Origin of the sequence: Kribbella sp. CA-245084 (assembly GCF_050942355.1) — a bacterium.
Lineage (GTDB): Bacteria > Actinomycetota > Actinomycetes > Propionibacteriales > Kribbellaceae > Kribbella.
In genome coordinates, this window is sequence record NZ_CP192053.1 from 3679023 (window position 1) to 3705256 (window position 26234).

Sequence of the window (26234 nt, forward strand, 5' to 3'; positions counted from 1 at the left end):
GTGGACGGGAAGTCCAGCTGGTGGGCGTCATGAGGTAGTCTCGGGACACCCGGCTTGGGCCAGTGTTGTCCCGCGGCCAGTTGTTTGACCGTAGGACGACGGGAGCCCCTGAATGTATGGTCGCCCCCCATTCCCGAGCGAGGGACTCTACGACGGGCAGCACGAGCACGACGCTTGTGGTGTTGCCTTCGTCGCGACCCTGACCGGTGAACCGAGCCACGACATCGTGGCCAAGGCCTTGACCGCCCTGCGCAATCTCGAGCATCGCGGCGCGTCCGGCGCCGAACCGGACTCCGGCGATGGCGCCGGCATCCTGCTGCAGGTCCCGGACGCCTTCTACCGCAAGGTGTGCGAGTTCGAGCTGCCGGCGCCGCACAGCTACGCGACCGGTATCGCGTTCCTGCCCGCCGATCCCGACGACGCCGCCAAGGCGATCAACCGGATCGAGGAGCTGGCCGCCGAGGAGCAGCTGAGTGTCGTCGGCTGGCGGGACATCCCGACCACGCCCGACCTGCTCGGCGCGACCGCGCGTTCGGTGATGCCGACGTTCAAGCAGCTGTTCGTCAGCGCGAAGGCCGGCCGGGTGCTCGGCCTGGCGCTGGAGCGGATGGCGTTCCGGCTGCGCAAGCGCGCCGAGAAGGAGACGGAGACCTACTTCCCGTCGCTGTCCGGCCGGACCATCACCTACAAGGGGATGCTCACCACCGACCAGCTGGACAAGTTCTTCCCCGAGCTGACCGACCCCGATCTCGCCTCGGCGATCGGCATCGTGCACAGCAGGTTCTCCACGAACACGTTCCCGTCCTGGCCGCTGGCCCACCCGTACCGGTACATCGCCCACAACGGTGAGATCAACACCGTCCAGGGCAACCGCAACTGGATGCGTGCCCGCGAGGCCCTCCTCGCCAGCGACCTGATCCCGGGTGACCTCGAGCAGCTCTACCCGATCTGTACGCCGGGCGCCTCGGACTCCGCGTCCTTCGACGAGGTGCTCGAGCTCCTGCATCTCGGCGGCCGCTCGTTGCCGCACGCGATGCTGATGATGATCCCGGAGGCGTGGGAGAACGCCGCCACGATGGATGCGAAGCGGCGCGCGTTCTACGAGTTCCACTCGACGCTGATGGAGCCGTGGGACGGCCCGGCCTCGGTGGTCTTCTCCGACGGCACGAAGGTCGGCGCGGTCCTCGACCGCAACGGCCTACGCCCCTCGCGCTACTGGGTGACCGAGGACGGCCTCGTCGTACTTGCGTCCGAGGCCGGGGTTCTGGACATCGACCCCGCGACCGTGACCGAGAAGGGCCGGCTCGAGCCGGGCCGGATCTTCCTGGTCGACGTCGACGCTCACCGGATCATCACCGACGCCGAGGTGAAGAACGCCCTCGCGACCGAGCACCCGTACGACGAATGGCTGCACGGCGGCCTGATCCGCTTCGAGGACCTGCACGAGCGCGAGCACGTCGTACACAGCCACGCGTCGGTGACCCGTCGCCAGCAGGTCTTCGGGTACACCGAGGAAGAGCTGCGCGTCATCCTCACCCCGATGGCGAAGGCCGGCGCCGAGCCGATCGGTTCGATGGGCACCGACACGCCGATCGCCGTGCTGAGCGACCGGCCGCGGCTGCTGTTCGACTACTTCGCGCAGCTGTTCGCCCAGGTCACGAACCCGCCGCTGGACGCGATCCGCGAGGAGCTCGTCACCTCGCTGTCGTCGTCCCTCGGCCCGGAGTCGAACCTGCTCAACCCGAGCCCGGCGTCCTGCCGGCAGGTGGTGATCCCGTTCCCGGTGATCACCAACGACGAGCTGGCCAAGATCCGCCACATCAACCTCGACGGCGACATGCCTGGCCTGGCCACCACGGTCCTGCGCGGTGTGTACGACGTGGAGAGCGGCGGCGACGCACTGAAGGCACGGCTCGACGAGGTCTGCGCCGAGGCGAGCGCCGCGATCAACGACGGCGCCCGCATCCTGGTGCTGTCCGACCGGCACTCGAACGCCGACAGCGCGCCGATCCCGTCGCTGCTGCTGACCGCCGCGGTTCATCACCACCTGGTGAGGGAGAAGACCCGCACGCAGGTAGGTCTCGTGGTCGAGGCCGGTGACGTCCGCGAGGTCCACCACGTCGCGCTCCTGATGGGGTACGGCGCGGCCGCGATCAACCCGTACCTGGCGCTGGAGTCCGTCGAGGACCTCTGCCGGCGCGGCACGTACCTGCCGGGTATCGAGCCCGAGCAGGCCGTCCGCAACGTGGTGAAGTCGCTCGGCAAGGGCGTGCTCAAGGTCATGTCGAAGATGGGTGTCTCGACCGTCGCGTCGTACACGGGCGCCCAGATCTTCGAGGCGAACGGTCTCGCGCCGGACCTGGTCGACCGGTACTTCACCGGTACGTCGTCCAAGCTCGGCGGCGTCGGGCTCGACGTGATCGCCGAGGAGGTACGCCGTCGGCACCTGCGCGCGTACCCCGCGGACGGGATCCTGCCCGCGCACCGCAAGCTGGAGATCGGCGGCGAGTACCAGTGGCGCCGCGAGGGCGAGCCGCACCTGTTCGACCCGGACACGGTCTTCCGTCTGCAGCACAGCACCCGGACCGGCCGCTACGACATCTTCAAGCAGTACACGTCGCGGGTGAACGAGCAGTCCGAGCGGCTGATGACGCTGCGCGGGCTCTTCGCCTTCAAGAATCCACAGAGCGGCAGCGATCGTGAGTCGATCTCGATCGACGAGGTCGAGCCGGTCAGCGAGATCGTCAAGCGGTTCTCCACCGGCGCGATGAGCTACGGCTCGATCAGCATGGAGGCGCACCAGACGCTGGCGATCGCGATGAACCAGCTCGGCGGCAAGTCGAACACCGGTGAGGGCGGCGAGGACGCCGAGCGGTTGTACGACCCGACCCGGCGGAGCTCGATCAAGCAGGTCGCCTCGGGACGCTTCGGCGTCACCGCGGAGTACCTGACGAACTCCGACGACATCCAGATCAAGATGGCGCAGGGCGCGAAGCCCGGCGAGGGCGGGCAGTTGCCCGGCCCGAAGGTGTACCCGTGGGTGGCCAGCACGCGGCACTCGACGCCGGGTGTCGGCCTGATCTCGCCGCCGCCGCACCACGACATCTACTCGATCGAGGATCTGGCGCAGCTGATCCACGACCTGAAGAACGCGAACCCGGCGGCACGGATCCACGTGAAGCTGGTGTCGGAGGTCGGCGTCGGCACGATCGCCGCGGGTGTCTCCAAGGCCCACGCGGACGTCGTACTGATCTCCGGCCACGACGGTGGTACCGGCGCGGCTCCGCTGACGTCGCTCAAGCACGCCGGTGGTCCGTGGGAGCTGGGTCTCGCCGAGACGCAGCAAACCCTGCTGCTGAACGGTTTGCGCGACCGCATCGTCGTACAGACCGACGGCCAGCTGAAGACCGGTCGCGACGTGATCATCGCGGCGCTGCTCGGCGCGGAGGAGTTCGGTTTCGCGACCGCGCCGCTGGTGGTGTCGGGCTGCATCATGATGCGGGTCTGCCACCTCGACACCTGCCCGGTCGGCGTCGCGACGCAGAACCCGGTACTGCGGGAGCGGTTCTCCGGCAAGCCCGAATTCGTCGTGAACTTCTTCGAGTTCATCGCCGAGGAAGTCCGGGAATACCTTGCAGAGTTGGGATTCCGGACCCTGGACGAGGCGATCGGGCACGCCGAGGTGCTGGACATCCAGCGCGCGGTCGACCACTGGAAGGCGGACGGCCTCGACCTGACGCCGATCCTGCACGTGCCGTCGCTGCCGGAAGGCGCGTCGCGGCACCAGGTCGTCGAGCAGAACCACGGCCTCGACAAGGCGCTCGACAACGAGCTGATCCGGATCTGCCGACCGGCGCTGGAGAACGGCGAACCGGTCCGGGCACAGCTCGCGATCCGCAACGTCAACCGCACCGTCGGCACGATGCTCGGCCACGAGATCACCAAGCGGTACCGCGCGGCCGGCCTGGCCGACGGGACGATCGACCTGACCTTCACCGGGTCGGCCGGCAACTCGTTCGCCGCCTTCGTGCCGAGCGGAGTCACCCTGCGACTCGAGGGTGACGCCAACGACTACGTCGGCAAGGGCCTGTCCGGCGGTCGCGTGGTCATCCGCCCGGACCGCCACGCGCGGTTCGACGCGGCCGGCCAGATCATCGCCGGCAACGTGATCGCGTACGGCGCGACCTCGGGTGAACTGTTCATCAGCGGTGGCGTCGGGCAACGCTTCTGCGTTCGGAACTCCGGCGCGACCGCGATCGTCGAGTCGGTCGGCGACCACGCCTGCGAGTACATGACCGGCGGGCGCGTCGTCGTACTGGGAGCTGTCGGGAGGAACTTCGCGGCCGGCATGTCGGGCGGCGTGGCCCACGTGATCGACCTGGACCACACCCTGGTGAACCCGGAGCTGGTGGACCTCCACCCGGTCACCACGGACGAGTCCGAACTGCTGCACGACCTGGTCCGCAGGCACTTCGAGGAGACCGGATCGGAACGGGCGGCCAAGCTGCTCGCCGACTGGCCCGCCGCGGCCGCCAGGTTCACCACGGTGATGCCCCGCGACTACGCCCGGGTGCTGGCGGCCAAGGCGGCCGCCGAGCGCGACGGGCTGGACGAGGACGCCACCACGCGAGCGATGATGGAGGCCATCTGATGGCTGATCCCAAGGGATTCCTGACCACCCCGCGCGAGGTCGCCGACCGGCGGCCGGTGGAGGAACGCAAGCAGGACTGGAAAGAGGTCTACCCCGGTGGACCGGGCAAGGCGCTGCTGCCGATCATCACCAAGCAGGCCGGCCGTTGTATGGACTGTGGTATCCCGTTCTGCCACAACGGCTGCCCGCTGGGCAACCTGATCCCGGAGTGGAACGACCTGGTCTGGCGGGACGACTGGTCTTCGGCGATCGAGCGGTTGCATGCCACGAACAACTTCCCGGAATTCACCGGCCGGCTCTGCCCGGCGCCGTGCGAGACCTCCTGCGTGCTCGGCATCAACCAGGACCCGGTGACGATCAAGAACGTCGAGGTCGCGATCATCGACAAGGCCTGGGAGACCGGCGACGTCCGGCCCCAGCCGCCGGAGTGGCTGACCGGCAAGACGATCGCGGTCGTCGGCTCCGGTCCGTCGGGCCTGGCCGCCGCGCAGCAGCTGACCCGCGCGGGGCACACGGTCGCGGTGTACGAGCGCGCCGACACCCCGGGCGGTCTGCTGCGGTACGGCATTCCCGAATTCAAGATGGAGAAGCTGCAGGTCGACCGCCGGATCCAGCAGATGAAGGAGGAGGGCACGGTCTTCCGCTCCGGCGTGAACGTCGGCGTGGACGTGACCGGCACCCAACTCAAGCAGCGGTACGACGCTGTCGTCATCGCGACCGGATCCACCGCGGCCCGCGACCTGCCGGTGCCGGGTCGTGAGCACGGCGGCATCCACCAGGCGATGGAGTACCTGCCGCAGGCCAACCGGGTCGCGCTCGGACAGACCGTCGACGACCAGATTGTTGCCACCGGCAAGGACGTGGTGATCATCGGCGGCGGCGACACCGGCGCCGACTGCCTCGGTACTGCACACCGCCAGGGCGCCCGCACGGTGACCCAGCTGGAGATCATGCCGCGACCGGGTGACGACCGTCCGGGGCACCAGCCGTGGCCGACGTACCCGATGATCTACCGGGTCGCCTCCGCGCACGAGGAGGGCGGCGACCGGGTGTACGCCGTCTCGACGGTGAACTTCGAGGCCGATGCCGAGGGCAACGTCTCGGGACTGAAGCTGGTCGAGGTCGAGTTCTCCGAGGGCCGGTTCAACCCGGTCGAGGGGACCGAGCGGACCATCCCGGCGCAGCTCGTACTGCTGGCGATGGGCTTCCTCGGCCCGGAGCGCGAGGGTTTCCTCGAGCAGCTCGGCGTCGAGCTCGACGAGCGCGGCAACGTCAAGCGGGACAACGACTACCAGACCTCGGTCGAGGGCGTCTTCGCCTGCGGTGACGCCGGGCGCGGTCAGTCCCTGATCGTCTGGGCGATCGCCGAGGGCCGTTCCTGCGCTAACGGCGTGGACACCCTCCTCACCGGTTCGTCGACCCTCCCGACCCCGATCCCGCCGACAGCACGCCCGCTCGCCGTGTGAGCTTCGCTAGGTTGTAGGTGTGGTCAGGCGGTTGGTGACAAGAGCGCGGCTCAGGGCGATAGCGCCATGGGCCGCGCTCAGCCTGCTCTTTGCGGTGACGACGGTCGTGGTCGGTCTGCTCGGATTCGTGAACGACTCCGAGCGGGTCACGATCGGCGCGCATGCGGCGACGGTGTCGCCCACCTTCGACGGGTACGCGACGCTCGACCTCGGCGCCGTACTCCCGCGGTTGCGGATCCCGGCCGACACTCCGGGCAAGATCGGCGTCAACATCGACGTACAGGAGACCGACGCCGACAACCTCACCGAGCTGCTCACCCGCGACACGCTGATCGCGTCCCAGCCCGACGGTGAAATCGGGCAGATCAAGCAGGTCATCCAGGAGATGGCCGTCGACAACGCGGTCGCGGGAGCCGGTACCGGCCTGCTCGTGGTCGTCGTGGTCGCGACGCTCTGGACGGCCCTCGGCGTACGGCGCCGGCGCGAACTGTGGCACCTGGTCCACCGGCACGAACGCCGGTTCGAGCACCGCGCCATCGTCGTACTGGTCGCGATGCTGATCACGATCGCCTCGATCTACGGGCCGGGGCGGATGCGGCCGGCCGAAGTACCGCCGACGCAGTGGCAGCCGTTGTTCAAGCTGCTGCCGGAGATGTCGTTCGACAACCGGCTGAAGAAGGTCGAGGTCGCCTCCGGGTTCTCGACCACCGGCGGCGTCGGGGTGATCCGGACGCTGGTCGAGACGTACCGGAAGTCGACCGAGCTGTACGGCCGGCTCAAGAACCGGGTCGCCGACGTCGCGCCGGAGATCCACCAGCCGAGCAAGGACCAGAAGGTCGCCCTGCTGGTGTCGGACCGGCACGACAACATCGGGATCGACGGGTTCGCATCCGAGGTGGCGAAGGCCGGCGGCGCCAAGCTGCTGATCGACGCCGGTGACGACACGTCGTCGGGGCAGAGCTGGGAAGCGTTCAGCATCAACTCGCTGCGGCAGCACTTCAAGGACTTCAAGGTGGTCGCGGTGGCGGGCAACCACGACGCCGGCGGCCACGTCGAGGAATTCATGCGCAAGGCCGGGTTCACCGTGCTCGACAGCAAGCCGGTCGAGGTCGAGGGGATCCGGTTCCTCGGCGACAGCGACCCGACCAAGACCGGGCTCGGTAGCGCCGACACGCCGGGGGACGAGACGATCGAGCACCAGTCTCAGCGGCTCGCGGACGTCGCCTGCGACCAGCCGGAGGACAAGCGGATCTCGACGATGGTCGTCCACGACCCGTCCTCGTTCGCCGCCACTGCCGAGCGCGGGTGCGCGTCACTGCTGCTGTCCGGTCATTTGCACCGGCAGGTCGGTCCGACGACCACGGCGTTCGGCGAGCACGAGGTCACGACGTACACCAACGGGACGACCGGGGGAGCGGCGTACGCCTTCGCGCTCGGCTACACGCTGCGGAAACCGGGTGAGGTCACCCTCATCACGTACCACGACGGGCTGCCGGTCGGCCTGCAGACGGTCACCGCCCAACCCAGCGGAGATGTGACGGTCGGGGCCTACAACCCCTTGGGTTCTTGACGATTCAGGCGGTGCGGACGATCGCCATCAGGTGTTAACCGTCCAGTAAGGGGGGTGGACCAGCGGGCCAAGTGGTTTGCAGGAGTAGGGTTTTGTGACGTGCGTCGCGCAAAGATCGTTTGTACGCTCGGCCCGGCTACGGCCGCCCCGGAGCGCATCCTGGAACTCGTCCAAGCAGGTATGGACGTCGCAAGGCTCAACCTGAGTCACGGCGCCCATGCCGAGCATGAGCGCATCTACCAGCGGATCCGCACCGCAGCGGCGGAGACCGGCAGCAACGTCGGCATCCTGGTCGACCTGCAGGGCCCGAAGATCCGGCTGGCCGAGTTCGCCGAGGGCAAGGCAACGCTGACCTACGGCGAGCGCTTCACGATCACCACCCGGGAGGTGCCGGGCGATCAGACCATCTGCGGGACGACGTACGACGGCCTGCCGGGCGACGTGAAGCCCGGCGACCAGCTGCTGATCGACGACGGCCGGATCGCGCTGGTGGCCGAGGAGGTGACCGAGACCGACGTGGTCTGCCGGGTCACCGTCGGCGGGCCGGTGTCGAACCACAAGGGCATCAACCTGCCCGGCGTCGCGGTGAGCGTGCCGGCGATGTCCGAGAAGGACATCGAGGACCTCCGCTGGGCGCTGCACCTGCCGGCCGACATGATCGCGCTGTCGTTCGTCCGGGACGGGGCCGACATCCAGCTGGTGCACAAGATCATGGACGAGGAGGGGCTGCGGCTCCCGGTCATCGCCAAGATCGAGAAGCCGCAGGCCGTCGCCAACCTGGACGAGATCATCGAGGCCTTCGACGGGTTCATGGTGGCCCGCGGCGACCTCGGCGTGGAGCTCCCGCTCGAGGAGGTCCCGCTGGTCCAGAAGCTGATCATCGACCAGGCCCGGCTGAACGCGAAGCCGGTCATCGTCGCCACCCAGATGCTCGAGTCGATGATCTCCGCGCCGCGACCGACGCGCGCGGAGGCGTCCGACGTCGCGAACGCCGTACTCGACGGCGCGGACGCGGTCATGCTGTCCGGCGAGACCAGCGTCGGCCGGTTCCCGATCGAGACCGTCAAGACGATGGCGCGGATCGTGGAGTCCACCGAGGAGCACGGCCTCAGCCGCGTCCAGGCGATCGAGTGGGAGCCGAAGACCAAGGGCGGCGTGATCGCCCGGGCGGCTGCGGATGTCGCGGAGCGGCTGGATGCGAAGTACCTGATCGCCTTCACGCAGTCGGGTGACACCGCGCTGCGGCTGGCGCGCTACCGCACCGAAGTACCGCTGCTCGCCTTCACTCCCGTCCCGTCGGTCAGCTCCTGGCTGAGCGTGGTGTGGGGCATCGAGACGTACATCGTCCCGACTGTGGAACACACCGACGAAATGGTCCGCCAGGTAGACCAGCGCCTCCTCGAACTCGGCAAACTCCAAAAGGGCGACCTGGTAGTAATCGTCGCCGGCTCCCCACCCAGCATCCCCGGCTCCACCAACGCCCTCCGAGTCCACCGCATGGGCGACGCCATCGAAGGAATAGCCCCGGCGTACCGCAGCCAAAACCCGTAGGTCTCCGAACAAGCACAAAAGCAAAGAACACCTAGAGAAGTGCTCGAGGCGGACGGTCACCTGACCGCCCGCCTCGACCCATGCAGAACAACAAACAAACAGAGCTCTGGGAGATGTGGCCGCCCCGGGCGGCCGGCTGACGGCCTGCTGGCGCTCATGCAGGGAAAGAGCAAGGGCGAAGAGCAGAGATTTGAGTAGTGGTCGGTTTGAGCGGATGGCTGATGGCTTGCTGGGCTCATGCAGAGCAAGGGCGAGAGATCTGAGATCTGGCGGCTTGGTTCGGCTCGTGCGGGGAAGGAGAAAGGGCGAGGAACAGAGATTTGAGACGTGGCTGGCTTGGGTGGGCCGGCCGGCGGCTTGGTGGGGCATGTGCAGGGAAAGAGCAAGGCGAGGGACTGGGCTTGAAGACTGGTCGAGTTCGGCCAATGGGCGACCGCCGGTTGACGTGGCTCTGGCTACGACTTGGGGCCTATGAAGGTGTCTAGTTGGGTGACTGCTTCTTGGCGGGCTACGGATAGGGCGTTGGGGCGGGGCATGCGCCAGGGGATGGCTAGTAGGTCTAGGGACTGCTGGCAGAGGTGCATGATGTCGAGGGATTCGTTGGAGAACATGTAGCGGGGGTACTCGTAGCGTTTGACCTCTCCGCGGACTGTGCGGGTGGCCCAGTTCGCGACTCGGCAGCCGTCGGAGTTGAAGAGGCCGCGGAGGAAGAGTTCGGGGTGGTTGGCAACTATCTCCTGTTGCCAGCTGGCCAGTTCGATCTTGCGGCGATGCTTGGGGCCGGGGCCGTGTTGCGGGAACAGGCAGGGCCAGTGCTTCCAGTACGAGAGCACGGCGGTGTAGCCGACGGCCCGGACCCGATGGACTGGGCGGGTGGGGTGGACGTCTGCTGTCGCGGAGGCTGCTTCGTCGATGAGCCTCGGGTACGCGTTGTCGCAAGCGATGCGTAAGGCGTACACGTCTCGGCGGTGCTTCGAGAGACAGCCGTCGCCGAGATAGAGCCCGAGCAGATGCGCGTACGGCGCAGCCGGGAGGTTCCCGTTCGTGCAGCGCGGGCAAGCGCTCGGGTACGGCGTACGTGCCCGTCGTTCCCGCCAGTCACGGAGCGTAGCTCGACTCACGCCAAGGCGCTTGCTGATCGAGTTGAGACTCTCGCCAGCGCCGATTGCCGCGAGTGCGATCGACCGCGTCTCCCCGTTGTACATAGGAGAAGGATCGCGGCGACCGCCGACAGATTTCTGTGCCCTGGGTGGGATTTGAACCCACACTGTGCGGGTTTTGAATCCGCTCCCTCTGCCGTTGGGGTACCAGGGCATTCCGACTTGGAGATCCTACCCACGAGGCTGGTCGACCACCAAAATGTCGGTGGGTGTCGACAGACTAGTGGCGTGGGTCACTTCAGGTCGCAGGAGACTGTGGACTCCGCGTTGCGGATGTCTGATGAGGGCGTCAAGGATCGGGTGAACGCTGAGATCCATGGCGTTGCAATCAAGACGATTCGGCGGTGGCGGCGGTTGTACCAGCGGCGTGGGCTGCAGAGGGGAACTGCGTTTCAGGGGACGCCGTGTCCGCGGTGTGATGGGGCCGAGTTGGATGAGGCGGCGTACGCGTTGTTGCTGGGGTGGTATCTCGGTGACGGGTCCATCGCGAAGGCTCGCCGCGGGGTGTTCACCCTGCAGATCGTGAACGACGAGAAGTATCCGGAGCTGAACCGGGAGATCCTCGAGACCATCAAGCGGGTGAAGCCGACCGCGAGTCCATGTCCGCGGCGCGGTGTCGGTGCGATCCGGACGGAGGCGCGGTGGAAGCATTGGCCGTGTCTGTTTCCGCAGCATGGGCCGGGGCGGAAGCATGAGCGGAAGATCGAGCTCGTGGATTGGCAGGTTGAGATTGTTGCCAAGTACCCCGAACAGCTCCTGCGGGGTTTGTTTCACTCGGATGGGTGCCGGTTCGTCAACTGGGCCAGTAAGCCGGCGACGGGGAAGCGGTACTACTACGTGCGGTACATGTTCTCCAACGAGTCCGAGGACATCCGGAAGATTCTCACCGATGCGCTGGATCTGTTGGGGATCGCCTGGCGGCAGCCGAGGGGTAACGCGATCGCGGTCAGCAGGAAGGACGCGGTTGTGGTGTTGGACGGGTTCGTGGGGGCTAAGGGGTGAGGTCGCTAAGGTGTGGGCGTGACTGCTAAGCGTGTGGTGATCGCTGAGGACGAGGCTCTGATTCGGATGGATCTGGCTGAGATGCTCGCGGAAGAGGGGTATGACGTCGTCGGGCAGGCGGGGGACGGGGAAGAGGCGATCCGGCTGGCGGAGGAGCAGCGGCCGGATCTGGTGATTCTCGATGTGAAGATGCCCAAGCTGGACGGGTTGAGCGCGGCGGAGAAGATCGCGGGGGAGCGGATCGCGCCGGTGCTGATGCTGACCGCGTTCTCGCAGCGGGAGCTGGTCGAGCGGGCGCGGGACGCCGGCGCGATGGCGTACCTGGTGAAACCGTTCTCCAAGGCCGACCTGCTGCCCGCCATCGAGATCGCCGCGTCCCGGTACGTCGAGCTCGCCGAGCTGGAGCGGGAGGTCGCGGACCTGGCCGAGCGGCTGGAGACGCGCAAGCTGGTCGACCGGGCCAAGTCGATCCTGCAGACCAAGTTCGGGCTGTCCGAGCCGGACTCGTTCCGGTGGATCCAGAAAACCGCAATGGATAAAAGAGTTTCGATGCGGCAGGTCGCGCAGTTGGTCGTTGACGAGGCTGGCAGTAGCGACTGAATCACTCTGCGCTCACCGCACTGAGCGCTGGTACAGCAATCAATCGAACCCATGCTGCTTACCGCTGTAACGACCTCACAACACACGCTCTGTCACATCGCCTGGAGAGCCACCCGAGGTCTAACCTGCGGATGCTCGCGGCAAACGCGGGAGTCCGGGGTTTTGCCGGACTATCCAGACATGGGAGGAACAGTGCACCAGCGTTCCGTAGTAAGGGTCGGCGCGTCGCTGATCGTTGCGTCGTTGGCCCTGACTGCCTGCGGCTCACGCAGTGGCAACGACTCCGGGGGGAGCTCCGGGGGCTCGACGAAGACTGCCAAGATCGGCGTCATCGCGCCGCTGTCCGGAGACTTGTCGGCCCTGGGTCTGGGTATCCAGCACTCCGTCGAGCTGGCCGTGAAGCAGGCCAACGACTCCAACGCGATCCCGGGCTGGAAGCTCGAGGTCGTGCCGAAGGACGACGAGGCGAAGCCGGACCCGGGTAAGAACGCGGCCACCGCGCTCGCCGGTGACGCGGACGTGATCGGCGTGGTCGGCACGCTGAACACCAGCGTCAGCCAGCAGGTCCAGCCGGTCCTCGCGCCGAAGAACATCGTCCAGGTCTCGCCGGCCAACACCGGCCCGGGCCTGACCCAGGGCGCCAACTGGCAGACCGACCCGAAGCGGCCGTACCCGACGTACTTCCGCACCTGCACCACGGACGCCGTTCAGGGTCCGTTCGCGGCGCGGTACCTGTACGAGACGGCCAAGATCACCAAGGTCGCCACGATCCACGACAAGAAGGCGTACGGCCAGGGTCTGGTCGGCACCTTCACCGAGGAGTTCAAGAAGCTCGGCGGTCAGGTCGTTGCGGCCCAGACCATCAACCCGGACGACTCGAACTACCAGGCCGTGATCTCGGCGATCAAGCCGTCTGCCCCGCAGGCGGTCTACTACGGTGGTGAGTACCCGCAGGCCGGTCCGCTCTCGCAGCAGATGAAGGCCGCCGGTCTGAACGTCCCGCTGATGGGCGGCGACGGCATCTACGACCCGAAGTACATCACCCTGGCCGGTAAGACCAGCGACAACGACCTGGCCACCTCGGTCGGCGCGCCGGTGGACACGCTGGAGTCGGCGAAGAAGTTCGTCTCCGACTACAACGCGGCGGGCTTCAAGGAGCCGTACGCGGCGTACGGCGGCTACTCCTTCGACGCGGCCAACGCGATCATCGCGGCGCTGAAGACCTCGCTGAAGGACGCCAAGGACGTCGAGTCCGCGCGTCAGGCGACGGTCGATGCCATGAGCAAGGTCTCGTTCGACGGCGTGACCGGCAAGGTCTCGTTCGACCAGTACGGCGACACCACGTCCAAGGTGCTCACCGTCTACAAGGTTGCCAGCGGCAAGTGGGCCACCGTCGAGACCAAGGCGTTCGAGGACAAGTAAGGGAAGTCGACCTCATGTCTCGGGGGTGGGAGCGATCCTCCCACCCCCGTGGCGTGTCATAACTGAGGCAGATGGGAGGTCGACGTGGACCAGTTCTTCCAGCAGCTCGTCAACGGGCTGACCTTGGGCTCGCTGTATGCCCTGATCGCGGTGGGTTACACCGTCGTCTACGGCATCGTGCAGCTCATCAACTTCGCCCACGGCGAGGTCTTCATGATCGGCGCGTTCGGTGCGCTGACCACTTACTTGTTGTTCTTCAACGGTCACACCAGCGTGTGGATCCTGCCGGTCATGATCATCGGAGCGATGATCGCGTCGGTCGGCACCGCGGTGCTGATGGAACGTGTCGCGTACCGTCCCCTGCGGAACGCGCCACGCCTGGCGCCGCTGATCACCGCGATCGGTATCTCGGTGTTCCTGCAGGAGTTCATCCGCCTGTTCTACGAGCGTCCGGGCTGGACCGTGGTGGTGTTCGCCGGTCTGGCGATCGCCATCGGGTACGTCGTCGGCGCGCGGCTGGCCAAGGTGAACCTCAACCACCCCGTGTCCAAGTGGAACGACCGGGCCCCGCTGCTCGGCGCCTCGGTCGGCGCGGTCGCGGTGTGGGCGGTCGTACGGCTGATCGACCCTGACATCTCGGCGCTGTACGTCGTGGCGGCCGTCGTCGGCGGCGCTGTCGTCGGTACGGCGGTCGGCGTACTGGCCGGTCTGGCCGCGAAGAAGGGCGCGCGGGTCCAGATCACCATGCAGGCCGTGGCTGCCACGGCCGTCGCGTCCGCGCTGTCCGCGGAGATCGGCTGGATCATCTTCAAGGAGCTGATCAACAAGGTCGAGTGGCCGAGCGCGAAGCAGCGCATCCCGTTCCCGCAGCTCGATGTGGTGACGGGTACGGCGTTGCAGGTCGGCGGCGTGACCATCCAGCGGTCCGCGATCTTCACGGTCGCGGCGCTCGTGGTCTGCGCCGTAGTGCTGTGGTTCTTCATCAACCGGACCCGGCTCGGCCGGGGTATGCAGGCCGTGTCGCAGGATCCGGACACCGCCCGGCTGATGGGTATCAACGTCGACCGGATCATCGTGGTCGCGTTCGCCCTCGGTGCGGTGCTCGCGGCGATCGCGGGCGTCTCGCAGGGTCTGCAGAACAACAACATCGACTTCCGGATGGGCTTCCTGGCCGGTCTGAAGGCGTTCACCGCGGCCGTGCTCGGCGGTATCGGCAACGTGTACGGCGCCGTCGTCGGCGGGCTCGTGCTCGGTGTGGTCGAGGCGATGGCCACGCAGTACATCCCGGGTCAGTTCGGCGGGAGTACCTGGAAGGACGTGTGGGCCTTCGTCATCCTGATTCTGGTTCTGGTCTTCAGGCCGCAGGGCCTGCTCGGCGCGAGGGTGGTGGACCGCGCATGACGGATGTGAGAACTCCGGTGCCGGAGGCAACGGAAGCGCCGGCCGGCAAGCCGGGCAACCCGATCGCGTGGCCGATGGGCATCGCCGGCGTGGTGCTGCTGATCGTCGGATCATTCCTGTCCTGGAGCTACGACAGCCAGATCCTGAACGACCTGTCGATCAACTTCTACCCTGGCGGCCTGCAGATCCTCGCGATCATCGGCGCGGTGCTCTCGCTGGTGCTGCTGCTGGCCGAGAAGGGCCCGCTGACCAAGCTGGGCGCGTGGCTGGATGCCACGCTCGGCATCCGGACCCTCGGTACCGGTCTGGCGCTCTACATGGTGCTGGTCCTGGTTGCCATCGGCACCGAGTCCGACGGCCTGATCAACGTGAACCCCGGCGCGTACATCTCGCTCGTGGGTGCCCTGTTGCTCGCGGTCTCGGGCTGGCTGCTGCCGTTGCGGCAGTTGCGGGACATGAGTGAGGCGCGCCTGCCGGGCTGGGCGGAGATCCTGACGATCGCGGTGCTGATGGCCGCGGTGCTGTTCGCCGCGGCGTACGCGCTGGGTCTGCAGGACGCCTGGTCGTTCATCCTCTGTCTGGTGTTCATCGCCGTGGTGGCGACGGCGTTGTTCCGGACCGGTGTGATGACGTTCGTCAGTCACGTCGGGCAGCGGCACCGCAATGTGCTGACGCTGGCCGCGTTCGTGGTGGCGTTCCTGTTCCCGTTCACGCAGAACGGGTCGGACGCGAACATGTCGATCGCGAACCAGGTGCTGATCTTCGGCGCGACCGCGATGGGCCTGAACATCGTGGTCGGTCTGGCCGGCCTGCTCGACCTCGGGTACATCGCGTTCCTCGGGGCCGGCTCCTACACGGCCGCGGTGCTGTCGAACTCGGCGTTCGCCACCGTCGGCTGGAAGCCGCCGTTCCTGGTCGTGATGCTGGTCGGCGCGGCTGTGTCCGCGACGCTGGGTCTGATCATCGGTACGCCGACGCTGCGGGTCTCAGGTGACTACCTGGCCATCGTGACGCTCGGCTTCGGTGAGATCTTCCGGTTCTCGATGGGCAACCTGGACGGCAACAACGGCCCGAACCTGACCAACGGACCGAACGGTATCCCGGGCATCCCGGACCTGCAGATCGGCGGGTTCAACTTCGGTGACGAGCACACGGTCGCCGGCATCGAGCTGGGTCGCTTCTCGAACTACTACTTCCTCCTGCTGATCCTGATCGGCTTCGTCATCCTGGTCTTCGCCCGGCTGAACAACAGCCGGATCGGCCGCGGCTGGGTGGCGATCCGGGAGGACGAGAAGGCCGCCGAGGCGATGGGCGTGAACGTGTTCGGGCTGAAGCTGCTCGCGTTCGCGGTCGGCGCCTTCCTGGCCGGTCTGGCCGGCACCATCAAGGCCCACCAGGACGCCGCCGTCAGCCCGGACCAGTACCAGTTCATCGAGTCGGCGTTCCTGCTCGCCGCGATCGTGCTCGGCGGTATGGGCACCATCGCCGGTGTGTTGCTGGGAGCAACGATCCTGAAACTGCTGCCGGAGAAGCTGCGGTTCTTCTCGGAGTACCGGCTGCTGATGTTCGGTCTGCTGCTGGTGCTGATGATGCGGTTCCGGCCGGAGGGGCTGGTCGCGAGCAGACGAAGGCAGCTCGAGTTCCACGAGGAGGACGAAGAGCTGGCCGTCGAGATAGAAGAGGAACGTCTGGCCGTCGGGGAGGCGAAATGACGGTGACCGAGACCCAGGCCGCGGTTGAGCGGCCGATCGGCGAGCCGGTCCTGGAAGCCTCCGGTGTGACCATGCGGTTTGGTGGTCTGCTGGCGGTGAACGACGTCAACCTGACCGTTCGCGAGGGTGAGATCGTCGGTCTGATCGGCCCGAACGGCGCCGGCAAGACGACGTTCTTCAACTGCCTCACCGGCCTCTACAAGCCGACCAGCGGTCAGGTCCGGTTCGCCGGCGTGCCGCGGAAGGCGCCGAAGGCGGTCCGGCCCAAGAAGGGCGAGACCGTCGAGGCAGTGCCGGTCCAGACGCTGGCGGCGCTGTCGCCGTTGCCGCCGAAGCCACGGGCCGTGGTGCGCGCGGGGATGGCCCGGACGTTCCAGAACATCCGGCTGTTCGCGAACATGACCGCGCTGGAGAACGTGATGGTCGGGCGGTACTGCCGGACCAGCGCGGGCGCGCTCACCTCGGTCCTGCGCGGGCCGAAGTTCCGTCGCGAGGAGGAGGCGACCCGGGCCCGGGCGCAGGAGCTGCTCGACTTCGTCGGCCTCGGCCGGTCGACCGAGCACCTGGCCCGGAACATGCCGTACGGCGACCAGCGCCGGTTGGAGATCGCGCGGGCGCTGGCCACCGACCCGAAGCTCATCCTGCTGGACGAGCCGACGGCCGGTATGAACCCGCAGGAGACCCGGCAGGCGATGGACCTGATCTTCAAGATCCGGGACTCGGGGCTGTCGGTCGTGGTGATCGAGCACGACATGCGGTTCATCTTCAACCTGTGCGACCGGGTGCTGTGTCTGGTCCAGGGGCAGGCCCTGATCGAGGGCACCCCGGACGAGGTGCAGTCGGACCCGCGGGTGATCGAGGCCTACATCGGCACCGGCGAGGACGACGAGGACGAGGTCACCGGGGAGGAGACGTCATGAGCGCGATGCTCGAGGTCAAGGACCTGGAAGTTGCCTACGGCAAGATCCTTGCGGTGAAGAAGATCAGCTTCAGCGTGGAGCAGGGGCAGGTGGTGTCGCTGATCGGCACCAACGGCGCCGGCAAGACCACCACGCTGAAGACGATCTCCGGTCTGCTCCGGCCGACCGGCGGCGAGATCTGGTTCCAGGGTGAGCGGATCGACCACGTGGCGGCGCACGACATCGTCACCCGGGGTCTGGCCCACTCGCCCGAGGGCCGGCGGATCTTCCCGCGGCTGTCAGTCGAGGAGAACCTGATGCTCGGCGCGTTCTCGCGCCGGGACCCGACCGGGGTGCGGACCGACCTGGAGTCGGCGTACGAGCTGTTCCCGATCCTGGGGGAGCGGCGCAAGCAGCCGGCCGGCACGTTCTCCGGCGGTGAGCAGCAGATGCTGGCGATGGGCCGGGCGATGATGAGCCGGCCGAAGCTGCTGATGCTGGACGAGCCGTCGATGGGTCTGTCGCCGATCATGATGAAGCGGATCATGTCCACGGTGACCGAGCTGCAGCGGCAGGGTACGACGATCCTGCTGGTCGAGCAGAACGCGCAGGCCGCGTTGAAGCGGGCCGACCACGGGTACGTGCTCGAGGTCGGGAAGATCGTGCTGTCGGGTTCCGGCAGCGATCTGCTGGTGAACGACTCGGTCCGCAAGGCCTATCTGGGCGAGGACTGAGAGTTCGCCGCTGCTGGTTCAGTTGCGGATGACAACGAGCAACTGAACCAGCAGCGGCGCGACGATCAAGGCAGGTAGCAGGTCTGCGACCGCTACCTGCTTCAGTTTCAGGAGTCTGAGCGCTACGCCGATCAGCATCACGCCGCCGGTAGCGCCGAGTGCGGTGACATGCGCGTCAGGCAGTACGTCGCCCAACAGCGCCCCGACAGCCGTCATCGAACCTTGGACGACGAGTACGACGAGAGCCGACGCCGCGACGCCCCAGCCGAAGGACGCGGCGAAGGCGATCGAGGTGAAGCCGTCGAGAACCGCCTTCAGATACAGCTGATCCGCGCCGCGTCCCAGCCCGTCGGACAGCGAACCGAGGAACGTCAGCGGCCCGACGCAGAACACCATCGACGCGGACACGAAGCCTTCGACGAACTTCCCTTCGCCCTCGCCGCGGTCGAAGCGACGCTGCATCCAGGCGCCGAAGCCTTCCAGCCGTTCCTCGATGTGCAGCAGCGAGCCGATGATCCCGCCGATCAGCATCGCGCCCAGCACGATCAGCACCGGGGCGCTGTCGCCGACCGCGTCGCTGAGCGCCTTGTCGCCGACGGTGAGTGCCGAGGAGATCGCGATCAGCAGCGTGACCAGGCCGATCGCGTCGGTGACCAGGTCCCTGGTGCGGTGACTCAGCCGGTGTCCGACGAGTACGCCGAGTACCGATCCGACGAGCACCGTCGCGACGTTCACGACGGTCCCGATTCCGATGAACAAACTGGTTCCTCCGACAGCTCTGGTCAGCTTTGCATGTGACCCCCGAGGGCCTACTGTTGCGCGAGGACGAGCGTATCGGCCCGTCCGTTCACCTCGGGGGTGGACCGGACCCAGGAGGTCGCTGTGGTGGCAGCCATCGAGGTGAGGGACGCACGCGTGGGTGACGCCGGCGCCCTGGTCGCGTTGTGGCGTGAGCTGACCACCGCCGGGCTGCCGTCCAGGTTGCCCGCGCCGCCGTCGACGGCCGCCGCCGAGGTTGCCGTCAGCAAGCATCTGGACGATCCGCTCGGCCGCCTGGTCGTGGTCGAACTGGACGGCGACATCCACGGCATGGCCTACCTGCGTCGTACGGCGGTCAGCCCGCTGCACGACGACACCACCGTCACCGTCGAGTACTTGCATGTCAGCGACTCAGCCCGCCGGCACGGTCTCGGCAAGGCCCTGATCGCGGAAGCGGTCACCTGGGCCGAGCACGAGAGCTGTGCCCACCTGGCCGTCGTCGCCCCCGCGATCGCCCGCGAGGCGAACCGGTTCCTGGCCCGCCTCGGTCTCGGCCAGGCCGGCGTACTGCGGTTCGCGAACACGCACACGGTCCGGCGCCGGCTCGCCGCCGAGCACGCGCCGAACCTGCTGGCCCTGCTCTCGTCCCGCCGCTCCGCCTTCGCCCGCCGCGCCCAGCTCGGCGGTGCGGTTGGTGGCGCGGTGGTCAGCTCCCCGGCGGAGCCTGAATCAGCTGGCAAGTGATCCGCGCGGTGCAGACCCGCTTGTCCCGCTCGTCGGTGACGATCACCTCGTACGACGTCGTCGTACGGCCGAGGTAGATCGGGGTCGCGACGCCCTTGACCACTCCCTCGCGGACCGCGCGGTGATGGGTCGCGTTGATGTCGACACCGACCGCGACCTTCCCGTACGTCGCCGCGTGCAGCGCGGAACCGATCGAGCCGAGGCTCTCGGCCAGCACGCAGGACGCGCCGCCGTGGAGCAGACCGTACGGCTGCGTGTTGCCCTTGACGGGCATTGTTGCGACCACCAGCTCGGGGGACGCTTCGCTGACAACGATTCCCATCAGCTGGAGGAGCGTGCCCTCCATGCCCATACCCGGGCCGAGGTTCGTTTCATCTGTCACGGAAGCAGTGTGTCAGAACTGTCCGTGGAACCCATTAGAGTCTGTGTGTGGCTCCAGATACCGACACTTCGACGATGACCAAGGACCCCGCGACCCCGGCCACCGGGCGACCGCGGATCCTGCTGCTGGACGGGCACTCGCTGGCGTACCGGGCGTTCTACGCGCTCCCGGTGGAGAACTTCTCCACGACCACCGGGCAGCACACCAACGCGGTGTACGGGTTCACCTCGATGCTGATCAACATGCTCCGCGACGAGCAGCCGACGCATATCTGCGTGGCGTTCGACGTCTCCCGCAAGACCTTCCGCGCAGAGCAGTACGCGGAGTACAAGGCGGGTCGCTCGAAGTCCCCGGACGAGTTCAAGGGGCAAGTCTCGCTGGTCAAGGAGGTGCTGGAGGCGCTCCGGATCCCGACCACCGAGATCGACGGCTGGGAGGCCGACGACATCATCGCCACGCTCGCGACGCAGGCGTCCGAGCAGGGCTTCGAGGTGCTGATCAGCAGCGGTGACCGGGACTCGTTCCAGCTGGTCAGCGAGGACGTCACCGTGCTGTACCCGAAGCGCGGCGTGTCCGAGATCGCCCGGATGGACCCGGCCGCGATCGAGGAGAAGTACGGCGTCACCCCGCGGCTGTATCCGGATCTCGCCGCGCTGGTCGGGGAGCAGAGCGACAACCTGCCGGGTGTGCCCGGTGTCGGGCCGAAGACCGCGGCCAAGTGGCTGAACCAGTTCGGTTCGCTGAACGACGTGGTCGACCGGGTCAACGAGATCAAGGGCAAGGCCGGCGAGTCGCTGCGCGAGCACCTCGCCGACGTGATCCGGAACCGGCAGATCAACGAGCTGGTCCGCGACCTGACCCTGGACGTCACGGTCGACGACCTGGCCCGGACGCCGTGGGACCGCGACAAGGTGCACACGCTCTTCGACAGCCTGGAGTTCCGGGTGTTGCGCGAGCGGCTCGTCGCCGAGCACGAAGAGGTCGACGCGACGGTTGACCACGGGTTCGAGCTGGAGGGTGCGCAGCTGAAGCCGGGCGAGGTGGCTGCCTGGCTCAAGGAACACGTGATGACGGGCGAGCGGGTCGGCGTCGCGGTGCAGGGCAGCTGGGGCGGCGGCACCGGCCAGATCACCGGGCTGGCGCTGGCGAACACCTCCGGCGCGGCAGCCTGGTTCGACCCGACGATGATGACGCCCGACGACGAGTCCGCCTGGCAGGCCTGGCTGGCCGACGACAAGCAGCCAAAGGCACTGCACGACGTGAACGGTCCGCTCCTCGGCTTCCTGGAGCGTGGCTGGACGCTTGGCGGCCTGAGCTCGGACACCCAGCTGAGTGCGTACCTGGTCCGTCCGGACCAGCGTGCGTACGATCTCGCCGACCTGACCGTGCGGTACCTCAAGCGCGAGCTGCGCAACGAGGAGGCCGACAACGGCCAGCTCAGCTTCGACGACGTCGAAGGCGGCCCGGCCGCGGACCACACGATGCTGCGCGCCCGCGCGATCGCCGACCTCGCCGACACGCTCGACGCCGAGCTCGAGAAGCAGGCCGGTACGCCGCTGCTCGCCGACGTCGAGCTGCCGTTGATCCAGGTCATCGCCGCCATGGAGCGCGACGGCATCGCGGTCGACCGGGCGTACCTGGAGCAGCTCGAGGAGCGGTTCGCGACCGGCGTGCGGGAGGCCGCGGCCTCGGCGTACGAGGTGATCGGCAAGGAGATCAACCTCGGGTCGCCGAAGCAGCTGCAGGTCGTGCTGTTCGACGAGCTGCAGATGCCGAAGACCAAGCGGACCAAGACCGGGTACACGACCGACGCCGACTCGCTGCAGGCGCTGTTCGAGAAGACCGAGCACCCGTTCCTGGCGTATCTGCTGGCCCACCGGGACGCGACCCGGCTGCGGCAGACGGTCGAGGGCCTGCTGAAGACGATCAGCCCGCGCGACGGCCGGATCCACACGACGTTCAACCAGACCATCGCGGCGACCGGGCGGCTCAGCTCCACCGACCCGAACCTGCAGAACATCCCGATCCGGACCGAGGAGGGCCGCCGGATCCGTGAGGCCTTCATCGTCGGCGAGGGCAACGAGTCGCTGATGTCGGCGGACTACAGCCAGATCGAGATGCGGATCATGGCCCACGTGTCGAACGACCAGGGTCTGATCGACGCGTTCAACTCCGGGATGGACTTCCACTCGGTGACCGCGTCCAGGGTGTTCTCGGTCGAGCCGTCCGCGGTGACGCAGGAGCAGCGCGCCAAGATCAAGGCGATGAACTACGGCCTCGCGTACGGCCTGTCGGCGTACGGGCTGAGTCAGCAGCTGAAGATCGGCGTGGACGAGGCCAAGGGCCTGATGGACGAGTACTTCGAGGGCTTCGGCGGCGTGCGGGACTACCTGCGGTCGATCGTGATCGACGCCGGCAAGACGGGATACACCGAGACGATCCTGGGCCGCCGGCGGTACCTGCCGGACCTGACCAGCGACAACCGCCAGCGCCGCGAGATGGCCGAGCGGATGGCGCTGAACGCCCCGATCCAGGGCTCGGCCGCCGACGTCATCAAGATGGCGATGCTCAAGGTCGACGCGTCCCTGCGCGACTCCGGCCTGAAGTCGCGGATGCTCCTCCAGGTCCACGACGAACTGGTCTTCGAGATCGCCCCCGGCGAACGCGAGGCCCTAGAGGAACTGGTCCGCCACGACATGGGCCACGCCGTCGACATGACCGTCCCGCTGGACGTCTCAGTAGGCGTCGGCCGCACCTGGCACGAAGCCGCCCACTAGGGGGTTACATACACCGGCGCCGGGTCGGGGGAGAGGGCGTTCTTGATGGACGCCCGCTCCCGGTCCGTCAGGTCGGGCAGGTCGCTCAGCGGCCACCAGCGGACGTCGAGTGACTCGTCGTCGTTGACGCGCGGCTCACCGCGCAGCGGGCGGCAGCGGAAGCACAGGTCGAGGAACTGGACCTGGTCGCCGTTCGGGCAGCTGGCCGGCGGCAGTGACTCCAGGCTGACCAGGCGCTCGATCTCGGCCTCGACGGCGGTCTCCTCCTGGATCTCGCGGATCAGGCCGACGGCCGGCTGCTCGCCGGGCTCGAGGATGCCCGATACCAGGCTCCACCGGCCGTTGTCGGCACGCCGTACCAGCAGGACCTGCTCGTGCCGGTCCAGGACCACTCCGGTGACGCCGGTCAGCCAGAGCAGGTCGTGCCCGATCTTCGTGCGGAGGTCGAGGATGAACTTCGGCGTCGGCATGCCCAGCACCCTATAGAACCGGGCGGTGCGGGTTTCTTTCTGCAAGAAAGTTTGATCGGGCAACGCAAGCGGTAAGCGTTTGCCGCGCAAGATACCGACAGTGATGGGCCGATCTCGGTCAGTGCCTGTTGAGGTCTTCCGCGCAAGCGCTATCTATGTCATTCTCCGGGGCAAAGATCCGAGATCCTATCGGATATTGCTCTCGGATATTTCGTCTTTTGTTCCGACCAGCCGCCAGGAGGAACCATGCCGAACGATGACGCGCGCCCTGGAGTCAGCCGTCGATCATTGATCGCGGGGGCACTCGGCCTGACCGCGGCGACTGCCGGCGGCGGCCTGCTCAGTGGGTGTAGTGGCAAGAGCAACGCCGGTGCCGCGGCCGCGGGCGCCGGCGAGGCCGCCCCGAGCGTGACCCTCGGCCCGAAGCTGGCCACAGTGCAGTACCCGGAGGGGTACGTCGGGCCGGTCGCCCGCACGCTGAAACCGCTCACCACCGAGAAGGTGACGTTCAAGATCGTCGTCAAGCAGGACGTGACGATCGGCGACTGGAAGACCAACGCCTTCACGAAGTGGCTCGAGCAGAAGACCGGTGTGCACATCGAGTGGAGCCAGATCGGCGGCACCGACGACGACGTGATGACCAAGGTCAACGCGATGATCGCGGCCGGCGACATCCCGGACGCGTTCCTCGGCATCGGGTTCACCCGCTCCCAGCTCTTCCTGTACGGCGCACAAGGGCTCTTCACCGACGTCGGCCAGCACCTCGACGCCTATGCGCTGAACCTGCAAGGGGCGATGAAGGACTACCCGGAGACGCGCAAGCTGATCCAGGCGCCGGACAAGAAGATCTACTCGTTCCCGGGGATCAACGACTGCTTCCACTGCCGGGCCATCGACGGACGCGGCTGGCTGAACGTCGACTGGATCAAGCAGGTCGGTCTGGCGATGCCGAAGACCACCGACGAGTTCCGCGAAGTACTGCGTGCTTTCAAGAAGGCCGACCTGGCCGGCAACGGCAAGACCATCCCGTTCGCGGGCTACAACGAGGCTCCGCTCGACCCGTTCTTCATGAACGCGTTCCTGTACGACCCGGGCGAGCCGTGGCTGGTGGTGAAGGACGGCAAGGTCGACGTCGCGTTCGACAAGGACGAGTGGCGCGAGGGCCTGAAGTACGTGAACGGCCTCTACAAGGAAGGTCTGATCAGCCGGGACGCCTTCACCGCCGACGGGGACCAGCTGAAGCGCTACGGCAACGCGCCGGGCAAGCCGCTGATCGGCGGCGCCCGGTCGAACTACTGGGGCAACTTCCTCGACATCGACCAGAAGGACCCGGACGCCCGCTGGCGCCAGTACGAGGCCTGCCCGCCGCTGAAGGGACCGAACGGCGTCCAGTACGCCGCCTGGGACTACCTGACGGTCGGCGTCGAGGTGGCGCACCTGGTGATCACCAAGAAGTGCGCCAAGCCGGACCTGCTGGTGCAGTGGGCCGACGCGCAGTACGAGCTGGAGGCGATCCTGCGCGGGTACGGCGGCCCGAAGTTCGCGTGGGCGAAGAAGGGCGAACTCGGGATCAACGGCAAGCAGGCCGTGTACGGGTTCGACGCGACCTGGAACTCGCAGAAGAACCTCAACTGGGGTCAGGACAACCCGATGTACCGCTCGCAGGACTTCCGGCTGGGCGAGCGGGTGCTGCCGGGCGACCTGACCTTCGAGAAGCCGCTCTACGAGCAGACCAAGGAGCGCTTCTTCCCGCTGAAGCAGCCGCAGGAGATGCAGTTCCCGCCGGTCACGCTGGATCAGGACCAGGCCGCGCAGGAGGCGGAGCTGAAGACCAACCTCAAGGGTGAGGTGAACCAGTCGTTCGCGAAGTTCCTCACCGGGCAGCTCGACCCGAACGACGACGGCGCCTGGAACGACTACAAGGACCGGGTCAGCAAGATCGGCGTGAAACCGTATCTCGAGCTGCAGCAGGCCGCCTACGAGACTTATAACGGATGAGCGCCGGGACTCTGCCGCCGGACGAGCAGCGGCTGGCGGTGGGCGCGTCGATCCAGGACACCCGCGGCGACAAGATCGCGATGGCCTGCATCTACACCGCGCTCGGTCTGTTCTGCCTGGCGATCCTCTACCCGCTCGTCTATGTACTCAGCGCCTCGGTCAGCAACACCAGGAAGGTGTCGGCCGGCGAGGTCTGGCTGTGGCCGGTCGGCTTCACGCTGGATGCCTACCGGGCGATCTTCGACTACAAGGCGATCGTCAGCAGCTTCGGCAACTCGGTGTACTACGCAGTCGCGGGCGCCCTGGTGGCGACGGTCCTGACGCTGCTGGCGGCGTACCCGCTGTCGCGTAAGGGGCTGCCGGGCAAGGGCATCATCATGGGCGCGTTCGTGTTCACGATGATGTTCAACGGCGGCCTGATCCCGACGTACCTCGTGGTGGACCAGCTGGGGCTGCTGAACACGCGGTGGGCGATCATCCTGCCGACCGCGATGGCGGTCTGGAACGTGATCATCACCCGGACCTATTTCATGGTGACGATCCCGGAGGAGCTGGTCGAGGCCGGGAAGGTGGACGGTTGCAGCGACTTCAGCTTCTTCTGGCGGGTCGTGCTGCCGCTGAGCAAGCCGATCATCGCGGTGAACCTGTTGTTCTACGCGGTCGGGCAGTGGAACTCGTTCTTCAACGCGCTGATCTACCTGACCAACGAGCACCTGTTCCCACTGCAGGTGGTACTGCGGCAGATCCTGATCCAGTCGAAGGTCGACCCGTCGCAGATGCAGGACACCAGCAAGCTGTTGCAGATGCAGGAGTTGCAGCAGCAGCTGAAGTACTCGCTGATCGTGATCGGCATGATCCCGCCGTTGCTGGTCTATCCGTTCGTGCAGAAGCACTTCGTCAAGGGGGCCATGGTCGGCTCCCTGAAGGGATGACGGC

At 67.2% G+C, this 26234-nt stretch carries 19 protein-coding genes and 1 tRNA gene; 15 read left to right on the forward strand and 5 right to left on the reverse strand.

The features are described from left to right. Positions 1-112: 112 nt before the first annotated feature. The 4 genes from gltB (at position 113) to pyk (ending at position 9238) form a co-directional block, all read left to right on the forward strand. Positions 113-4651 (forward strand): glutamate synthase large subunit, encoded by a 4539-nt coding sequence (gltB, locus tag ACQPYH_RS17690; protein ID WP_432892606.1) that lies wholly within the window; start codon positions 113-115, stop codon positions 4649-4651. Then, positions 4651-6117: a glutamate synthase subunit beta gene (locus tag ACQPYH_RS17695; protein ID WP_432892607.1), complete on the forward strand. Its 1467-nt coding sequence runs from the start codon at positions 4651-4653 to the stop codon at positions 6115-6117. The genes gltB and ACQPYH_RS17695 overlap by 1 nt, the downstream gene beginning before the upstream one ends. Before the next feature lie 19 nt (positions 6118-6136). Beyond that, complete coding sequence (locus ACQPYH_RS17700) at positions 6137-7687, forward strand: metallophosphoesterase family protein (protein ID WP_432892609.1); 1551 nt, start codon at positions 6137-6139, stop codon at positions 7685-7687. 99 nt (positions 7688-7786) lie between these two features. Next, positions 7787-9238, forward strand: a complete 1452-nt coding sequence (gene pyk, locus ACQPYH_RS17705; RefSeq protein WP_432892610.1) for a pyruvate kinase — start codon at positions 7787-7789, stop codon at positions 9236-9238. Positions 9239-9693: 455 nt separating this feature from the next. Here the strand turns inward: pyk and ACQPYH_RS17710 are convergent, their stop codons facing one another. Further along, positions 9694-10443, reverse strand: coding sequence for a transcriptional regulator (locus ACQPYH_RS17710; protein ID WP_432892612.1), 750 nt, complete (start codon positions 10441-10443; stop codon positions 9694-9696). Positions 10444-10479: 36 nt separating this feature from the next. Continuing rightward, positions 10480-10552: transfer RNA gene (locus tag ACQPYH_RS17715), tRNA-Leu, on the reverse strand. An 8-nt stretch (positions 10553-10560) separates the two neighbouring features. Between ACQPYH_RS17715 and ACQPYH_RS17720 the strand changes: the two genes are divergently transcribed. The 7 genes from ACQPYH_RS17720 (at position 10561) to ACQPYH_RS17750 (ending at position 18168) form a co-directional block, all read left to right on the forward strand. Continuing rightward, positions 10561-11400 (forward strand): transcriptional regulator, encoded by an 840-nt coding sequence (locus ACQPYH_RS17720; RefSeq protein WP_432892614.1) that lies wholly within the window; start codon positions 10561-10563, stop codon positions 11398-11400. Between the two features lie 66 nt (positions 11401-11466). Next, on the forward strand, positions 11467-12000 hold the full coding sequence (locus ACQPYH_RS17725; RefSeq protein WP_233714803.1) for a response regulator: 534 nt from the start codon (positions 11467-11469) through the stop codon (positions 11998-12000). Between the two features lie 180 nt (positions 12001-12180). Next, positions 12181-13422, forward strand: a complete 1242-nt coding sequence (locus ACQPYH_RS17730) for a branched-chain amino acid ABC transporter substrate-binding protein (protein ID WP_432892616.1) — start codon at positions 12181-12183, stop codon at positions 13420-13422. 84 nt (positions 13423-13506) lie between these two features. Then, positions 13507-14823, forward strand: a complete 1317-nt coding sequence (locus ACQPYH_RS17735; RefSeq protein ID WP_432892617.1) for a branched-chain amino acid ABC transporter permease — start codon at positions 13507-13509, stop codon at positions 14821-14823. Beyond that, positions 14820-16535: a branched-chain amino acid ABC transporter permease gene (locus ACQPYH_RS17740; RefSeq protein WP_432892618.1), complete on the forward strand. Its 1716-nt coding sequence runs from the start codon at positions 14820-14822 to the stop codon at positions 16533-16535. The genes ACQPYH_RS17735 and ACQPYH_RS17740 overlap by 4 nt, the downstream gene beginning before the upstream one ends. Further along, positions 16532-17455 (forward strand): ABC transporter ATP-binding protein, encoded by a 924-nt coding sequence (locus ACQPYH_RS17745; protein WP_432892620.1) that lies wholly within the window; start codon positions 16532-16534, stop codon positions 17453-17455. Before ACQPYH_RS17740 ends, ACQPYH_RS17745 begins: the two co-directional genes overlap by 4 nt. Continuing rightward, positions 17452-18168, forward strand: coding sequence for an ABC transporter ATP-binding protein (locus ACQPYH_RS17750; protein WP_432892621.1), 717 nt, complete (start codon positions 17452-17454; stop codon positions 18166-18168). The genes ACQPYH_RS17745 and ACQPYH_RS17750 overlap by 4 nt, the downstream gene beginning before the upstream one ends. 18 nt (positions 18169-18186) lie before the next feature. On the opposite strand, the gene ACQPYH_RS17755 is transcribed toward ACQPYH_RS17750, so the two are convergent. Further along, positions 18187-18927, reverse strand: coding sequence for a DUF554 domain-containing protein (locus ACQPYH_RS17755; RefSeq protein ID WP_432892623.1), 741 nt, complete (start codon positions 18925-18927; stop codon positions 18187-18189). A 126-nt stretch (positions 18928-19053) separates the two neighbouring features. On the opposite strand from ACQPYH_RS17755, the gene ACQPYH_RS17760 reads away from it, so the two are divergent. Beyond that, positions 19054-19671: an N-acetyltransferase family protein gene (locus tag ACQPYH_RS17760; protein WP_432892624.1), complete on the forward strand. Its 618-nt coding sequence runs from the start codon at positions 19054-19056 to the stop codon at positions 19669-19671. Here ACQPYH_RS17760 and ACQPYH_RS17765 read toward each other — a convergent pair. Continuing rightward, on the reverse strand, positions 19634-20053 hold the full coding sequence (locus tag ACQPYH_RS17765) for a hotdog fold thioesterase (protein ID WP_242000987.1): 420 nt from the start codon (positions 20051-20053) through the stop codon (positions 19634-19636). The two genes, ACQPYH_RS17760 and ACQPYH_RS17765, sit on opposite strands and share 38 nt — an antisense overlap. A 74-nt stretch (positions 20054-20127) precedes the next feature. Here ACQPYH_RS17765 and polA point away from each other — a divergent pair, with 74 nt between their 5' ends. Continuing rightward, on the forward strand, positions 20128-22830 hold the full coding sequence (polA, locus tag ACQPYH_RS17770; RefSeq protein WP_432892626.1) for a DNA polymerase I: 2703 nt from the start codon (positions 20128-20130) through the stop codon (positions 22828-22830). Here polA and ACQPYH_RS17775 read toward each other — a convergent pair. Further along, positions 22827-23300, reverse strand: coding sequence for an NUDIX hydrolase (locus ACQPYH_RS17775; RefSeq protein ID WP_432892627.1), 474 nt, complete (start codon positions 23298-23300; stop codon positions 22827-22829). The two genes, polA and ACQPYH_RS17775, sit on opposite strands and share 4 nt — an antisense overlap. A gap of 246 nt (positions 23301-23546) precedes the next feature. Between ACQPYH_RS17775 and ACQPYH_RS17780 the strand changes: the two genes are divergently transcribed. Beyond that, a complete protein-coding gene (locus ACQPYH_RS17780; protein ID WP_432892629.1) occupies positions 23547-25298 on the forward strand; it encodes an extracellular solute-binding protein in 1752 nt (583 codons plus the stop codon). Further along, the gene (locus tag ACQPYH_RS17785) at positions 25295-26230 is read left to right on the forward strand and encodes a carbohydrate ABC transporter permease (protein WP_432892630.1); all 936 of its coding nucleotides are present in this window, start codon (positions 25295-25297) and stop codon (positions 26228-26230) included. The genes ACQPYH_RS17780 and ACQPYH_RS17785 overlap by 4 nt, the downstream gene beginning before the upstream one ends. Positions 26231-26234: the final 4 nt, after the last annotated feature.

Excerpts from the sequence above, each read along its gene's own strand:
- polA (WP_432892626.1), top strand. The coding sequence starts at position 20,128 with ATGACCAAGGACCCCGCGACCCCGGCCACCGGGCGACCGCGGATCCTG.
- ACQPYH_RS17730 (WP_432892616.1), top strand. The coding sequence starts at position 12,181 with ATGGGAGGAACAGTGCACCAGCGTTCCGTAGTAAGGGTCGGCGCGTCG.
- ACQPYH_RS17775 (WP_432892627.1), bottom strand. The coding sequence starts at position 23,300 with ATGCCGACGCCGAAGTTCATCCTCGACCTCCGCACGAAGATCGGGCAC.
- ACQPYH_RS17710 (WP_432892612.1), bottom strand. The coding sequence starts at position 10,443 with ATGTACAACGGGGAGACGCGGTCGATCGCACTCGCGGCAATCGGCGCT.
- ACQPYH_RS17750 (WP_432892621.1), top strand. The coding sequence starts at position 17,452 with ATGAGCGCGATGCTCGAGGTCAAGGACCTGGAAGTTGCCTACGGCAAG.
- ACQPYH_RS17725 (WP_233714803.1), top strand. The coding sequence starts at position 11,467 with ATGGATCTGGCTGAGATGCTCGCGGAAGAGGGGTATGACGTCGTCGGG.
- ACQPYH_RS17745 (WP_432892620.1), top strand. The coding sequence starts at position 16,532 with ATGACGGTGACCGAGACCCAGGCCGCGGTTGAGCGGCCGATCGGCGAG.
- gltB (WP_432892606.1), top strand. The coding sequence starts at position 113 with ATGTATGGTCGCCCCCCATTCCCGAGCGAGGGACTCTACGACGGGCAG.
- ACQPYH_RS17780 (WP_432892629.1), top strand. The coding sequence starts at position 23,547 with ATGCCGAACGATGACGCGCGCCCTGGAGTCAGCCGTCGATCATTGATC.
- ACQPYH_RS17785 (WP_432892630.1), top strand. The coding sequence starts at position 25,295 with ATGAGCGCCGGGACTCTGCCGCCGGACGAGCAGCGGCTGGCGGTGGGC.
- ACQPYH_RS17695 (WP_432892607.1), top strand. The coding sequence starts at position 4,651 with ATGGCTGATCCCAAGGGATTCCTGACCACCCCGCGCGAGGTCGCCGAC.
- ACQPYH_RS17740 (WP_432892618.1), top strand. The coding sequence starts at position 14,820 with ATGACGGATGTGAGAACTCCGGTGCCGGAGGCAACGGAAGCGCCGGCC.